Below are 14225 nucleotides of genomic sequence, written 5' to 3' on the forward strand. Positions count from 1 at the left end.
CATGGCCAATTGCTTGATGGGCTTCCCCAACCGCATTGATGCCGCCGCGCTGTCGGGCGGCACCTGGTCAGCCACGCTGCCGCGCACCAACATCCAGAACCGTGTGCTGGGCAAAGTGGCGCGCACACTGGCCGCCACGCTGGCCAGCACGCAGTTTGACCTGGACATGGTTACAGCCAAGACCACCAAGGTGCTGGCGTTGGTCAACCACAACTTTTCTCTGTCAGCGCTGGTGCGCATCCGTGGTTCGGCCGTATCCAACTTTGCAACCACCGAATATGACTCGGGCTGGGTGCCCGTGTGGCCGGCGGTGTACGCGTCGAGCGAGACTGACTGGGAAGACGACAACTGGTGGTCAGGTCAATACACCGATGAGCAGCGCGCCGGTTACACCGCCGCCTTTGTGCAAGTGCTGCCCAACATTGTGCGTGCCCGGTACTGGCGCGTAGAGGTCGACGACACCACCAACGCCGCCGGTTACGTGCAAGTTGGCCGTGTGTTCATTGGCCCTGCCTGGCAGCCGCTGCGCAACATGAGCTACGGCGCAGCCATTGGCTGGGAGACCAAGACCGCAGCCCAGGAGGCGCTGGGCGGCGCCGAGTACTTTCAGCGTCGCACACCGTACCGGGTGCAAAACATCAGCCTCAATTGGATGAGTGTTGACGAAGGCCTGGGCAGCGCCTTTGAGATCCAACGCCGCGCCGGCATTGACGCCGATGTGCTGTGGGTGTTTGACCCCGACGACACCATCCACGCCCTGCGCCGGCGCTTTCTGGGCCGTCTGCGCGAGCTGAGCCCGGTGCAGCACCCCTACCCGTTGGTCAATGCCACAGCTTTTCAGATCAAGGAGATTTTGTAATGTCATCAGTCACAGTCAACGGCGTCATCTACACGGATGACGACAACGCCACCACCGGCCTGGCCAACGGTGGGCACCGCACGCGCCTCGTGCCCATGCTGTCGAATGCGGTGGTGGACCTGCAGGCGAAGGTGACGGCCGCGCAGACGCAGGTGTCGCTGGCGACCGGCCAGGTGGCGCTGGCTGTCGATCAAGTAGCCATCGCCACGGCACAGGCTGTCGCCAGTGGCGGCAGCGCTATTACAGCTGCAGCGCACCTCGCCGACATGGTGGCCCTGTACGACCAATTCGATGACCGCTACTTGGGGGCCAAAGCAGCCGACCCCGCGCTCGACAACGACGGCAACGCGCTCGCCAACGGTGCGTTTTACATCAACACCGCCACGGGCTATCTGCGCGCCTACACCGTAGCGGGCGGCTGGGTGCAGGGCATCAGCTCTGTGTCTGGCGTCTCCAGCCTCAACAGCCTGACCGGCGCGGTGGTGCTCAAAACCGTCAACGACATTGCGCTGACGGGCGCCGGAAACATTGCCGTCACCTCCACCGGATCAACCCTTTTCCTCGCCTCTAACTTCGGAGCTTTCTAATGCCTGCAAACACCGCACCCATCTTTCCAGTTACACCCTACGCCGCGTTCGCCAACCTGTCCGCGCAAACCGCCTGCACAACCCGAGGGCCGACTGCGACGGCGGGGCTTGCAGCGGCCAATATCGTCGTGCTGGTGCCTGCCGATTCGGTCAACGGTCGCAAGATCGACTCGATTCGCGTCAAGGCATCCAGCACGTCGATCACTGCGCCCACTGCGGCGCAACTGGTGACGATCTGGCAGCACAACGGCACGACTGCATTCCCCGTCGCAGAGATTCAGGTCGATCTGCAAACACCAGCTACCACAAGCCCGTCGTTCGAGCGGCTGGTGCGGTTTGATGATCTGGTGCTGCCCGCAGCGCACGCGCTTTACGTTTCAACAACCATCACGACCGCAGCAGCCACCACAGCGCTGACGGTCAAAGCCGTAGGGGGTGACTACTGATGAGCAGCTTTAACTATGGTGCTGACGCACCAGCGAACAAGGGCACTTACGGCTTCCCGCTGCCTCCGAATGCACAGACGCGAGTTGCACCGCCTGAGTGGCGCAGCGTCAAACTGATCACAGCGACGACCAGCACAGAGGTGGTGCCGCAGAATGTCTATCAGATCGGCGTTGCGATTGCAGGCGGCGGTGGCGGCGGTGCTGGGAATGACGGCGGTGGTGGGCAACCAGCACGGGGCGGCGCCGGTGGCGGTTTTGCCTTTGCCATCATTGACGTGGTGCCGGGACAATTGCTTTCAACCATCACCATCGGCCCAGCGGGAGCGGCTGGCTCCAACGCGGTCGGCTCGGCTGGGGGTACATCAAGCTACGGAACGCTTCTGACGGCTACAGGCGGCGGTGGTGGGCCGCGCACTTCTGGCTCTGCTGCCGGTGGTACAGGCACGGCATCGGCTACTTTGCGCGGGGCTATGACGGCATCAGGCGGTGCGTCGTTTTCAGCTCAATCGACAGGCGGCGGCGGCTGCGGTAGTTTTTATGGCACCGGCGGGGCGTCAACATCGACAAACAGCGGCGGCGGCGGCTTGGGGCCGTTTGCAACTGGCAGCAACGGCGATGGTGGCGGCGGCAGTGGTAGTTGTGGCGGCGGCGGCGGCAACGGCGGCGGCGGTACGGGCGGGCCTGCCAACGGCAGTACGGGCGGGCCAGGTCTTGCTGGCGCGGGGGGTATAGGCATCACCGCATTGGCAACAGCAGGTGCGTCCACCAAGTCAGTTTTTCTGCGCCTAATTGAGCGGTCACTTGACGGCGGCGGTGGCAGCGGTTCGACCGGATTTAATGGCGGCGCTGTCGGTGGCGGCGGTGGTGGCAGCTCCCCGCCAGGACCTGGCGGCTTTGGCGGCGGCGGCGGCACCGACAGCGCCGGAGCCACCGGCGGCTTTGGCGGTGGTGGTGGAGCTGGTCAGATTGCCGGTGTAGGTGGGGCCGGGGGCTTTGGCGGTGGCGGTGGCGGCAGTGGCGTGATGGCTACAGTCGGCGGTGTAGGCGGCGCAGGCTGGGCCCTGCTGTTCTGGACGGAGGGCTACTAAATGAAAGCCTGGATTGAAAACAACCAAGTCCGTGATGTTGCCCAAGGCATCCCCCAAGACATTTACGCGCCAGCAATCGCCGTGCTGTACGACACCGATGTACCTGACGGGACGGTAAACGGCGCAACGCTGGTGGCTGGTGTGTGGACAAATCCACCGCCACCACCACCTGCACCGCCCTACGTGCCATCACCAGCACCGCCCGAACTACGGCACGTCACAAATCTTGCCTTTCGCAATCGCTTCACTCCGACCGAGAAAGTCGATCTTGAGATTGCCAGCTTGGACGACCCGACTGCAACGATGGCAGCGCGGAAGCAAGCTGCTGGACTGCGCGTGGCACTGAAGGACCAAGAGAGCGCCAGCTACATCGACCTTGACCGCGACGACACGCGGGCCGGTGTGGAGATGCTGGAGGCGGCAGGGCTGATTGCTGCGGGTCGGGCTGCGATTGTGCTGGACGCGCAGGTGACTGAGGTTGAGCGGTATAGGGGCTGAGCACCATGTTCGCAGCTCGCATCTACAAAGGCACGCCCGCCGGCTGGCCGGGCGTTTACAACCGGCTCGTTCGCGCAACAGAGAACGGGCCCTACAGCCACGCTGAGATATCTTTCAGCAACGGGGACAGCGCGAGCGCGAGCGCAATGGACCGGGGCGTGCGCTTTCTCGGTGCTGGCTACGCCAAGCCCGCGCCAAATTTTGGCAACGGCAACTGGGACACGGTGCCGCTGCCGATCCGTCTTGAGGCCGGCTGCCGCCTCTACTTTCAGCAGCACGAGGGCTGGGCTTACGACTACCGTGGCAACGTCCGCTTTGTCTTGCCCTGGGGCAACCGCAACAGCCCGCTAAAAAAGTTCTGCAGCGCCGCCTGCCTCGAATCACTCGGCGTGCAGGAAGGCTGGCGCTTCGGCGTCAATGCTGCAGCGCAGGTATTCGGGTGGATCGGCGCGAAGGAGTTAGTAAATGCCTGATCCCATCGCTCCAGCACTGGCCACCATTGTTGGCGCCGGCGTTGCCCTGCCGATTCTGGTTACCGCGCCGGCGCTGGTGCCGCAGCTTGTCGTGTTCGGCGTTGCGCTGGGTCTGCGCGCCGACGTGCTGGTGGCAGGCTTCTTCGGTGCGCTGGTGGCCATCGTTCTGCTCGACACGGTGCCAAGCAGCGGCGACACCTGGCGCGAGCTGGTGCGCACCACCTGGCGCCGCATGTGGCACGCACTGGCCAGCAGCCTGGCTGCCGGCTACCTGACGCCGCTGTTTATGTTGCTGGAAGGCCAGAACCTGCGTATTCCAGAGGCGCTGATGCTGAGCATGGCCTTTGTCATCGGTGCTGGCGCGCAGGGCTACCTGCGCAAAGTCCTCAAGGCCAAAGAGGCGAGGTTGGCCGCCCTTGCCGGCAAGGATGGAGGCCCAGATGCTGCGGCTTGACCTGATTCCCACGACGTTGATGGACCACCTGGTGCCGGCGCTGCATTGGGTGGCCGGCTTCATTGTGCTGGCCGAAGGCCTGAACAAGCTCGAGCGCACCACATTGTTCAAACGCGGCCTGACCGCCCTGGCGCGCTTTGTTGTGCTGCTCAAGGTGCTGGCGTGGATCTGCCTGGTCATGGGCGCTGCAGGCGCTGTGGCGCGCCCTTGGGTGGTTCTGCCGGTCGGCCAGCAGCTGCACTTTGCTTACTTTTTGATCGTTGACCGCGTCAGCCTTGTTGACTTGCTTTTTGTTGGCGGCTTTGCGCTGCTGATTCTTCGTTCGCGTTTTAAGGAGTTCACACAATGAAAAACAGCCGAAGTCTTGACGACCTGGAGCCGGAAACCAGAGTGCGCGTGCAGTCGATGCTGGCACGCTGCGCCGCTGATCCGTGGTTCAATGTGAATGGCGTCACCGTGCTGGTGACCAGCACGCTACGCGACGCAGAATCGCAGGACGCCCTGTACGCCCAGGGCCGCACCAAGCCCGGCAAGATCGTCACCAACGCGCAGGCCTGGCACAGCTGGCACAACTTCGCGTGCGCGGTGGACGTCGTGCCCTTGCGCAACGGTATAGCGGTGTGGGGCACCAAGGGCGACGGCATCGACGATGACCAGTCGGACGATCACACCGACGACCTTGAAGTGTGGGAGCGCGTGGCCGCGTACGGCGAGGGCGCCGGCCTGGAATGGGCGGGGCGCTGGAGGTCTTTCAAGGAATACGCGCACTTTCAGTACACCGGCGGCTTGAGCATGGCCGACATGCGCGCGCAGCGGGCGGTGCTGGCATGACAGCCGCTCGCAAAGCCCGGCAGCGCGGGCACGGAGTCGAATCATGACCATCGCCCTCACCACCTGGATCGCGGCCGGCGCCATCGCTGCGGCCGTTGCCGCTGCAGGCGTGCAGACCGTGCGCCTGGCCAACGAAAAAGCCGACCACGAAACCAGCAAGGCAGGGTTTGCGGACGCGCGGGCCGAGGCTGGCCGCATACACGCAAAGGCTGAAACCGAGCAACGCGCTGAATTTGAACGACGAATCAAAGGAAAAGACGATGCAATCACATTCTCAAAAAACCTGTCGGAGTCCTTCCGCATGGCTGCTGTGCGCGCTGACGCTGCTCGCGGCCGGCTGCAGCTCGCTACCGACGGCTATATTGCCGCCGCCGGTGAAGCCTGCCGCAGTGCCGTCGTTGGCGCAGGAGGCACGGCAACCGAGTCCCCCTGCAGAGTGCTTGCCGACCTGTTTAGACGGGCTGACGATCGCGCGGGAATCCTGGCGGACTACGCTGGAAAAGCTGCCGCCGCTGGGCTTACCTGCGAGCGCTCCTACGATTCGTTGACCCGCCGTGAGTGACTTGCACACGCCTGCAACCGCGCGCGCCAGGCTGGTCCACCTGGTGGACGCGGAACACCTGCTAAACCGCCTGACAGGCCTGGCCAGGCAGCGCGAAGAGCTGGGGCGTGTGTCTGAGGCCGTGGGCGTGCGCAAGGCCATAGAGCTGATTCAGCGAGATCTGGCTTGCCGTCCACGCCGCGCATGCTGGCCACCTGATTAGATTTCTGCAGTTGTCTCCTGGTGCGGCATGCCGCGCACCTTTGCCCGCTGGTCCCCAATGCCAGCGGGCTTTTTTCAGTCGAAAATTAGCCCGCGCAGCGGCCTGGGGTGAGTTTTCTCAACCGGCCGCTGGCGCAGGCGCGCACCCAACGCCGCTGCGCAGGCCCTGCCGGGGTCCAGAGCTTCGCCTTTCGGCGGCGCAGCACCTGAGCCGTTGGCCTGGCAGGCTTGTGTTGTGGCGGGGCTGGGGAAAGATCAGAGCGCTGCGCGCTGGGGGAGGTACGGCGCCTGACGGCGCCGGCGGCCTTCGGCCTTTGGCCAGAGCGCTGCGCGCTGGGGGAAATGGTGGCGGCCGCGCGCTGCGGGCCGGTCACTTGGACGCGGCCATGGGCAACATCACGCGGTAGACGGCAACCAAGCCCAGCCCTTGAGCTTGTCGCCGTCCTGTTTCAGGTGGGAATAGCGCTGCAGGCTCTTCCAGGAGCGGTGGCCACTGACACGCGACACCTGAGGGATCGTCCAGCCCAGCTCAAAAAGGCGGCTGATGCCTTCGTGCCGCAGATCGTGGAAGTGCAGATCATCGATGCCCAGGATCACGCATGCGCGCGTGAATGATGCGCTCACACTGCCGGCGTTGACTGGCCAGATCCGGCCCTGGAGAACCTGGCGGGCCTCGATCAGCTGCAGCGCTTCTGCCGGCAGTAATGTGGTCACGTCGTTACCGATTTTCTCGCCAGGGTTTTTCATGTCGCGCACCACGATCTCTGATGTGTTGCGGTCCAGATCCTCGATCACCATCCGGCAAGACTCTTCTTGCCGGCGTGTAGAGAAAATGCTGAACAGGATCAGCTGCGTCATCGGAATGCAGTCAACGCGCTTTCGCTCGGCTACCTGGTAGTGCGTCAGCAGCTTGTCCAGCTCGGCCAGCGTGGGTCGCCGGTTGCGTTCCTTGGACTTGCTGATGAGGCCCAACTTTTCGGCCGCCACGCGGGCGTCCTCGGCAACCCTCTTGTCGATGGGGTAACCCCATGCCGGCCTGGCCACGCTGATGACGGCCGCCAGGTGCGACAGGTAGTTACCGCGCGTCTGCGGCTGCGAGGTCATTGCCCTAAGCCAGTCGATCAAGTGATGGCTTTGGATTTTGGAGCACTGGATCTCGCCCAGGCTCGATGCTGCGGTAGAGCGCAGCACTTGGTCTTTGGTCTTGCCGTGGGGCCGCAGCTTGTCTGCGTTGTATTTCTCTATGAGCTTGGCCAGCGGCGGATCTTCGGGCTGGTCCAGAGCGCCAGGCACGGCCAGCTCGGCCTCCCGCTTCTTCATCCAGCTCTTGGCCGGAGCTTCACGGTCAAAGGTCTCGGTCTGTGAAAAAATCACTTTGCCGGCCTTCTTGATGCGAATCAAGACCGTATAACCCGTCGTGCCGTCCTGACGCTTGCGTGCGAGAATAGTACCCATGCCGGTGCAACATTGAAGTTTTGTTGCACCGGATGTTACACCCGCAAAAAAAAATGACCTGAAAAGGCATGAAATCAGCGCAAATCAGACACCAGTGAACCCAGCCAATTCTCCAATGAAATACGACTACCAGAGGGCGGGGCGCGTTTCCGTTGCCCCGATGATGGATTGGACGGATCGGCATTGCCGCTACTTTCACCGCCTGCTGTCGCGCCACGCCTTGCTGTACACCGAAATGGTAACCACCGGTGCGTTGATCCATGGTGACGTGGCGCGGCACCTGCAGTTCAACGACCAGGAACACCCGGTGGCCTTGCAACTGGGCGGCAGCGAGCCGGCCGACCTGGCCCATTGCGCAAAATTTGGCGAGCAGTGGGGTTACGACGAAATCAACCTCAACTGCGGCTGCCCCAGCGAGCGTGTGCAGCGCGGCACCTTTGGCGCCTGCCTGATGGCCGAGCCGCAACTGGTGGCCGATGGCGTGAAAGCCATGCTTGACGTGGTGAGCGTCCCCGTCACGGTCAAGCACCGCATCGGTATTGACAAGGGTGAAAGTTATGAGTTCGTGCGCGACTTTGTCGGCACGGTCAGCGAAGCCGGCTGCAACACCTTCATCGTGCATGCGCGCAATGCCTGGCTCAAGGGCCTGAGCCCAAAGGAAAACCGCGAGGTGCCGCCGCTGCGGTACGAGATGGTTCACCGGCTCAAGCGCGAGTTTCCGCAGCTGACCATCGCCATCAACGGCGGCATCACCACCGGCGAGCAGGTTACCGCGCAGCTCGGCGAGCTGGACGGCGTGATGGTCGGCCGCGAGGCCTATCACAACCCCTGGTGGCTGGCCTCGTGGGATGAAGCTTTCTTTGGCGCTGCGGCGGGCGAGCAGACGCGTGAATCGGTCGAATCAGCGATGGTGGATTACATGGCGGCGCAGGCTACCGCGCATGGCAGGCCATGGCCAACCGTTGCCCGCCACATGCTGGGCCTGCGCCATGGCTTGCCGGGGGCGCGACGCTGGCGCCAGGTCTGGAGCGACCACAAGCTCAAAACCCTGCACCCCCGCGAGGTGATGGCGCTGGCGCACGCGCCATCGCCTGCGGGGGAGGGTACAACCGCCTTGCCGCAGCCGCCCGTGCTGGCCCATGCCTGAGGCCGCGCAGCGGGAGACGCGCGTGGCGCTGTTGCTGCTGTGGCTGGTGCCTGCGCTGTGGGCCGTCAATTACATCGTCGCGCGCAAGGCGCCCGGGGTAATCGGGCCCTACATGCTGGCTCTGGGCCGCTGGGGACTGGCGGCGCTAATTTTGGTGGTCATCGCGCGTGGCGAGTTGTGGCGGCAGCGTACATCCATTGTCCGCGCCTGGCGCCAGTACCTGGTGCTGGGCACCTTGGGCATGCTGGTCTGCGGCGCCTGGGTGTACGAGGGTGCCCGCTCGACCGGCGCCATGAACATCGCCCTGATTTATTCCGCGTCGCCGGTGCTGATCAGCCTGGGTGCTGTGTTGTGGCTGGGAGAGGGTTTTGGTGTACGCCAGAAGGCGGGCGTGCTGCTTGCGCTGACCGGGGTTTTGCATGTGGTGCTCAAAGGCCACTGGACAGCCTTGACCGAGGTGCAGTTTGTCGCGGGAGATGCCTGGATTCTCGCTGCAACGTTTTCATGGGCCGCCTATGCCCTGCTCCAGAAGAAGTGGCCCAGCCCCCTGAGTGCCACAGCGCGGCTCGCCGCGATTTGTCTGGGTGGAACCCTGGTTTTGCTGCCGCCGGCGCTGTGGGAGGCGACGCGCCCGGGTGCCGACATGCTGAGTGGGTATGCGGCGCTGCTGGTGGTGGTGGCTGCCCTGATTCCGGGTGTGGGTGCCTACTGGATCTACGGCTGGGCGCAAAAAATCCTCGGCGCCAGCCGGGTCGCTGTGGCGCTTTACCTCGGGCCGCTTTACGCGGCGGGCGCCGCCTGGATACTGGGCGAGCCACCGGGCTGGCACCACGGGGTGGGTGCGCTGCTGATCCTGCCCGGTGTGTTTCTGGTCACACGGCCTGTCAGGCCGACGGCTCCGCCGTTGCCGCGTTCCTGAACCGCTGGCGATGTTGGCGGTGCGATAGCCCTCCGCCGCATTGCACGCTTATGCCGGAACGAGCCGGACCTTGGCCGCATCGCGTGCCAAGGCCTCGCGGGTTGCCGTAGCGCGGTACCAGACAGTCACGACCGAACTGCTCAAGACGATAAAGAGGCTGTACAGCACCGGGATCAGCAACACCTGTTGTTGCATCACGCCAGTGAAGGTCAGCGACACGATGAGTACGGCTAGCGGGCCGTTCTGGATGCCCGTTTCCAGGCTGATGGTGCGGGAGCGGTTGCCGTCTTGCTTGAGGGCGCGCGCCAGCCAGTAGCCCAGCAGCATGCCGAACAAACCCAGCCCGATCGCAACAAAGAAGACCTGCCAGGGTGTCGATAGCAGCAGCTGGTAGTTACGCGGCACCCACGACACCACCAGAAAAAGAATCACCAGGATGCCCAGCATCGACCCGATCAGCTCAACGGTGGCGCCGATGTTGGGGTTGAACTTGCGCAGCACCATGCCCAGCAGCGTTGGTACCAGTAGCACCACCAGCACCTGGGCCACATTGGCCGCAGGAATGGCAAATGCCCCGGTCACGCCGGCCAGCCCGCTGTAAAAGGCGATGAGTGCGGGTACGGCGGCAACCGCAATCAGGGTCGATACGCTGGTCATCATGATGGACAGCGCCAGGGATGCCTTGCTGAAGTAGGCAAAGATGTTGGAAGTGGTTCCGCCCGGCATGCAGCCCATCAGGATCAGGCCGACCGCCAGCGCCGGCGGCAGTCCAAGCAGCACCGCCAGAAGGTAGGCAAGGAAGGGCATGATGCCGTACTGGCAGAGTATCCCGACCAGCACGCCCTTCGGCTTGCGAAAGGCAATCAGGAAATCGCGAAAGGTGAGGCTGGCGCCCATGCCCAGCATGATCACCATCATCATCACGCCGAGCAGTTTGGTTTCTAGTGGAGTAAGCATGTCTTCAATATCCAGGGTTGTGTTGTCTAGCGGGCGGCGGCCATCTGCGAGGCGTGCTCCGCCTTGACTTCGGCCTTCAAATCCTTGCGCAGGATTTTCCCGATCGGTGATTTGGGAAGCTCTTCCCTGAAAACAATGGACTTCGGAATCTTGTAATCCGTCAGCAGGCTCTTGCAATGCGCAATGACCATCTCCTGCGTGAGTTCACCCTTGAACTCCGGGTTCTTGACGACGTACGCTCGCACGGCTTCCCCCGAGCGCGAGTCGGGGATGCCGACCACCGCAGCCTCGAAGATGGCCTCCAGTTTCGACAAAGCCTCTTCGATCTCGTTGGGGTAAACATTGAAGCCCGACACCAGGACCAGGTCCTTCTTGCGGTCCACGATGCGGAAGTAGCCGCTTTCATCCATCACGGCGACGTCACCGGTGTACAGCCAGCCGTCTTTGAGGACCTGCGCGGTGTCTTCTGGCCGCTGCCAGTACCCGATCATGGTTTGCGGGCCACGCACCGCCAGTTCGCCCGGCTGGCCTGCCAGCGCGAGGCTGCCGTCGTCTGCCACCAGGCGGACTTCGCACCCTGGCACGGGAATGCCGATGCTCTCGGTCCGGACCGTGCCGGTCATGGGGTTGAAGGTGATGACTGGAGAGGACTCGGTCAAGCCGTAGCCCTCGGCCACCCGCGTGCCGGTCATGGCTTGCCACCGCGCCGCCACCGCGCTGTGCAGCGCCGTACCGCCAGCAATGGATGCCTTCAGGTGTTTCGGCGGAAATGCGCTGAACCATTCCTCGTTCATCAGGCCGTTGAACAGGGTGTTCACCCCCGTGATCCAGGTGATGGGATAGTTCTCGATGGCCCGCTGCAGGTTTTGTACCGGCCGTGGCGCCGGCACCAGGATGTTGCGTGCGCCGATATCAAAGAATGTCAGCAGGTTCGCGGTGAAGGCAAACACGTGGTAAAGCGGGAGTGCGGTCAGCACGCATTCTTCGCTCCCGTCGTCCGCGTTCATGTGCGAGCGGCCCATGGCCAGCACCTGGTCCACATTGGCCAGCAGGTTGGCGTGGCTGAGCATGGCGCCTTTGCTCACACCGGTCGTGCCGCCCGTGTACTGCAGTGCCGCCACACTGGCGGCGGGAATATGTTCCCACCAGGCTTTTGCGCCGCCGACCGAGGGCAGGGCGGCGCGGCCCGCCTGCAAGGCGCCCGCCAGGCGTTCAATGGGAACGGCCAGGCGGGGTACGGGCGGGAGTGTCTTGCTCCACACTTTCTGTACACCGCGCACAACCATGTTGGGTATGGCGGGAAACATTTCGGACACTCCAGCCAACACGACACGCTTGATGCCGGTCCTGGGCACCACTTCTGCCAGCTTGTCTGCAAACATGTCTACGACCACGAGAACGCTGGCCCCGGAGTCATTGAACTGGTGAATCATTTCACTCGGCGTGTAGAGCGGATTGGTGTTGACGAGGACACAACCGGCCTTGAACACGCCGAATGCCACCACGGGGTACGACAGGGAATTGGGCAACTGCACGGCCACGCGGTCGCCAGCCTCAAGGCCGCAGACACCGCGAAGGTACCCCGCGAAGGCGTCAGATCGTTCATCGACCTCGGCGTAGGTCAGGCTGCCGTTCATGCCATTTCCCACCACGCAGGTGAAGGCGGTCCGCTTTTCAAAACGGCGGCAGGCCTCGCTAGCCATTTGGGCCAGGTTCCGGTAGCGGATGCTGGGCAGTTCAGCATCAATCTGCTCGCCGTAAGCCGCTTGCCAGGGCTTGTGATCGTAGATCGACTTCTCAGCGTTCATCCAGCATCCTTTGGTTACAAAGGTCTGGATTCTGCTTGCCACCGGTGCGAAAGCGACTCCGGCTTAACCCGCAGTTCGAGTCAGCTCACTAATCTACAAGGGTGTGCGGACTTGTGCTAGCCGGACACGAAACACCGACTCCCGCCGCGAAACTCGCTGGCCGCATTAACCGGCTGCCGCGAGCCCGTTTGCAAAATGGGCCTGCATTTTTTGCGCGGCGAGTACGCTGTTGCGGGCGGCCAGCGCGTCCATGATGGCGTGGTGTTCGGCCAGAGATTCTTCGATGCGCCCGCTTTTGAGCAGGGAATTGTGCCGGTTCAGCTTCATGACCTTGCGCAGGTCGGCCACCATCTGGTCGCGCCATCGGTTGTTGGCGATTTCCAGAAGGCGCATGTGAAACGCTTCGTTGATCTCAAAAAAGCGCTCACGGTGGGCCACGGCCTTTTCCAGCTCGCGATGCAGGGTTTGCAGTTCCTTGAGTTGCGCCTCGGTGGCTTGAGTCGCGACCACGCCGGCGGCATCGCTTTCCAGCAGCGCGAGCAGGTGGTACACGTCGGTGAGGTCGCGCTCGGAGACTTCGGTGACGTAAGCGCCGCGCCTGACCTTCATGGTCACCAGACCCTCGGTCGCCAGCACCTTGAGCGCTTCGCGCAGCGGCGTGCGGCTGATGCCGTACTCCTGCGCCAGCTTGAGCTCGTCGATCCAGCTGCCGGGGGCCAGCTCGCGGTTGAAAATGCGCTGGCGCAAAAGCTCCGCCACCTCTTCGTAGAGTGCACGTGGGGTCAATGAAACAGCAGCCATGGTCTTGTAAAGGGTCGGTTGCAGCCGAAAAGCTGGACAGCCGCGATCTTAGCCGAAACTAAATTTTGCATCAATAATTATAAATAATGTAAACTCGCCTGATTCGCCAAGAAGCCGATCAACCCCATGGACGCACGCGCATGAGCCCCCCAAAAACATCCTCCAGCCCGGAATTTACGCCTGCAAGCCTTGTTGACTGGGTCAAAGCCGCTGCCAAATCGGCGCCGGGCGGCGACCTGCAGGGACTGAACTGGCAAACGCCTGACGGCATCACGGTCAAGCCGCTGTACACCGCAGACGATGTCAAGGATCTGCCCCACACCAACACCTTGCCGGGCTTCGAGCCTTTTATACGTGGCCCGCAGGCCACCATGTATGCCGTGCGGCCCTGGACCATCCGCCAGTACGCGGGGTTTTCCACGGCCGAAGAGTCGAATGCTTTTTACCGCAAGGCGCTGGCGGCTGGCGGGCAGGGCGTCTCGGTCGCCTTCGATCTGGCCACGCATCGCGGTTACGACAGCGACCACCCGCGCGTGACCGGCGACGTGGGAAAGGCCGGCGTGGCGATTGACAGCGTCGAGGACATGAAGATCCTGTTCGACCAGATCCCGCTGGACAAGGTGTCAGTGTCCATGACCATGAACGGTGCAGTATTGCCGGTGCTGGCCGGTTATGTGGTGGCGGCCGAAGAGCAGGGCGTGGGCCAGGACCAGCTCAGCGGCACCATCCAGAACGACATCCTCAAAGAGTTCATGGTGCGCAACACCTATATCTACCCGCCTGCGCCCAGCATTCGCATCATCGGCGACATCATCGAGTACACGGCCAGACACATGCCGAAGTTCAACTCGATCAGCATCTCCGGTTACCACATGCAGGAAGCTGGCGCGAATCAGGCGCTGGAACTGGCTTTCACGCTGGCCGATGGCAAAGAGTATGTGAAGACGGCGATTGCCAAGGGTCTGGACGTCGATGGTTTTGCCGGACGCCTGAGCTTTTTCTGGGCCATCGGCATGAACTTCTACCTCGAAGTCGCCAAGATGCGCGCCGCGCGCCTGCTCTGGTGCCGCATCATGAAAGACTTCAACGCCAAAAGCCCCAAGAGCCTGATGTTGCGCACCCACTGCCAGACCAGCGGC

At 63.1% G+C, this 14225-nt stretch carries 18 protein-coding genes; 14 read left to right on the forward strand and 4 right to left on the reverse strand.

Going from position 1 to position 14225, the window contains the following annotated elements; all coding sequences use genetic code 11:
- The first annotated feature begins 1 nt into the window (after window position 1).
- From ACESMT_RS10530 to ACESMT_RS10580, 11 genes are read left to right on the forward strand one after another with little or no spacing between them, the layout of a single operon-like run.
- Window positions 2-859, forward strand: coding sequence for a hypothetical protein (locus ACESMT_RS10530; RefSeq protein WP_372826540.1), 858 nt, complete (start codon window positions 2-4; stop codon window positions 857-859).
- On the forward strand, window positions 859-1446 hold the full coding sequence (locus ACESMT_RS10535) for a hypothetical protein (protein ID WP_372826541.1): 588 nt from the start codon (window positions 859-861) through the stop codon (window positions 1444-1446). The genes ACESMT_RS10530 and ACESMT_RS10535 overlap by 1 nt, the downstream gene beginning before the upstream one ends.
- Window positions 1446-1892: a hypothetical protein gene (locus ACESMT_RS10540; RefSeq protein ID WP_372826542.1), complete on the forward strand. Its 447-nt coding sequence runs from the start codon at window positions 1446-1448 to the stop codon at window positions 1890-1892. Before ACESMT_RS10535 ends, ACESMT_RS10540 begins: the two co-directional genes overlap by 1 nt.
- Complete coding sequence (locus ACESMT_RS10545; protein WP_372826543.1) at window positions 1892-2980, forward strand: hypothetical protein; 1089 nt, start codon at window positions 1892-1894, stop codon at window positions 2978-2980. The genes ACESMT_RS10540 and ACESMT_RS10545 overlap by 1 nt, the downstream gene beginning before the upstream one ends.
- Window positions 2981-3478 carry a hypothetical protein gene (locus ACESMT_RS10550; RefSeq protein ID WP_372826544.1) on the forward strand — a complete coding sequence of 166 codons (498 nt, stop codon included), beginning with the start codon at window positions 2981-2983 and terminating at the stop codon, window positions 3476-3478.
- A 5-nt stretch (window positions 3479-3483) separates the two neighbouring features.
- Window positions 3484-3951: a hypothetical protein gene (locus tag ACESMT_RS10555; protein ID WP_372826545.1), complete on the forward strand. Its 468-nt coding sequence runs from the start codon at window positions 3484-3486 to the stop codon at window positions 3949-3951.
- Window positions 3944-4405 (forward strand): hypothetical protein, encoded by a 462-nt coding sequence (locus tag ACESMT_RS10560; RefSeq protein WP_372826546.1) that lies wholly within the window; start codon window positions 3944-3946, stop codon window positions 4403-4405. The genes ACESMT_RS10555 and ACESMT_RS10560 overlap by 8 nt, the downstream gene beginning before the upstream one ends.
- Window positions 4392-4754, forward strand: a complete 363-nt coding sequence (locus ACESMT_RS10565; protein WP_372826547.1) for a hypothetical protein — start codon at window positions 4392-4394, stop codon at window positions 4752-4754. The genes ACESMT_RS10560 and ACESMT_RS10565 overlap by 14 nt, the downstream gene beginning before the upstream one ends.
- Window positions 4751-5236 (forward strand): M15 family metallopeptidase, encoded by a 486-nt coding sequence (locus ACESMT_RS10570; protein WP_372826548.1) that lies wholly within the window; start codon window positions 4751-4753, stop codon window positions 5234-5236. Before ACESMT_RS10565 ends, ACESMT_RS10570 begins: the two co-directional genes overlap by 4 nt.
- A 43-nt stretch (window positions 5237-5279) precedes the next feature.
- Window positions 5280-5798, forward strand: coding sequence for a DUF2514 family protein (locus tag ACESMT_RS10575; RefSeq protein WP_372826549.1), 519 nt, complete (start codon window positions 5280-5282; stop codon window positions 5796-5798).
- Window positions 5791-6000 (forward strand): hypothetical protein, encoded by a 210-nt coding sequence (locus tag ACESMT_RS10580; RefSeq protein WP_372826550.1) that lies wholly within the window; start codon window positions 5791-5793, stop codon window positions 5998-6000. The genes ACESMT_RS10575 and ACESMT_RS10580 overlap by 8 nt, the downstream gene beginning before the upstream one ends.
- 395 nt (window positions 6001-6395) lie before the next feature.
- Here the strand turns inward: ACESMT_RS10580 and ACESMT_RS10585 are convergent, their stop codons facing one another.
- Entirely contained in the window at window positions 6396-7454 is a 1059-nt protein-coding gene (locus ACESMT_RS10585; protein WP_372826551.1) for a tyrosine-type recombinase/integrase, read from the reverse strand.
- A gap of 115 nt (window positions 7455-7569) precedes the next feature.
- Here ACESMT_RS10585 and dusA point away from each other — a divergent pair, with 115 nt between their 5' ends.
- Together dusA and ACESMT_RS10595 are read left to right on the forward strand one after the other, a co-directional pair.
- The gene (dusA, locus tag ACESMT_RS10590) at window positions 7570-8601 is read left to right on the forward strand and encodes a tRNA dihydrouridine(20/20a) synthase DusA (protein WP_372826552.1); all 1032 of its coding nucleotides are present in this window, start codon (window positions 7570-7572) and stop codon (window positions 8599-8601) included.
- Window positions 8594-9520 carry a DMT family transporter gene (locus tag ACESMT_RS10595; protein WP_372826553.1) on the forward strand — a complete coding sequence of 309 codons (927 nt, stop codon included), beginning with the start codon at window positions 8594-8596 and terminating at the stop codon, window positions 9518-9520. Before dusA ends, ACESMT_RS10595 begins: the two co-directional genes overlap by 8 nt.
- Window positions 9521-9568: 48 nt before the next feature.
- On the opposite strand, the gene ACESMT_RS10600 is transcribed toward ACESMT_RS10595, so the two are convergent.
- From ACESMT_RS10600 to ACESMT_RS10610, 3 genes are all read right to left on the reverse strand, one after another.
- Window positions 9569-10477 (reverse strand): bile acid:sodium symporter, encoded by a 909-nt coding sequence (locus ACESMT_RS10600; RefSeq protein WP_372826554.1) that lies wholly within the window; start codon window positions 10475-10477, stop codon window positions 9569-9571.
- A 26-nt stretch (window positions 10478-10503) separates the two neighbouring features.
- The gene (locus ACESMT_RS10605; RefSeq protein WP_372826555.1) at window positions 10504-12285 is read right to left on the reverse strand and encodes an AMP-binding protein; all 1782 of its coding nucleotides are present in this window, start codon (window positions 12283-12285) and stop codon (window positions 10504-10506) included.
- 165 nt (window positions 12286-12450) lie between these two features.
- Window positions 12451-13086 (reverse strand): GntR family transcriptional regulator, encoded by a 636-nt coding sequence (locus tag ACESMT_RS10610; protein WP_372826556.1) that lies wholly within the window; start codon window positions 13084-13086, stop codon window positions 12451-12453.
- Between the two features lie 140 nt (window positions 13087-13226).
- Between ACESMT_RS10610 and ACESMT_RS10615 the strand changes: the two genes are divergently transcribed.
- On the forward strand, window positions 13227-14225 hold a 999-nt coding region (locus ACESMT_RS10615), incomplete at its 3' end, for a methylmalonyl-CoA mutase family protein (RefSeq protein WP_372826557.1).

It is taken from the genome of Polaromonas sp., assembly GCF_041689105.1.
Lineage (GTDB): Bacteria > Pseudomonadota > Gammaproteobacteria > Burkholderiales > Burkholderiaceae_C > Polaromonas.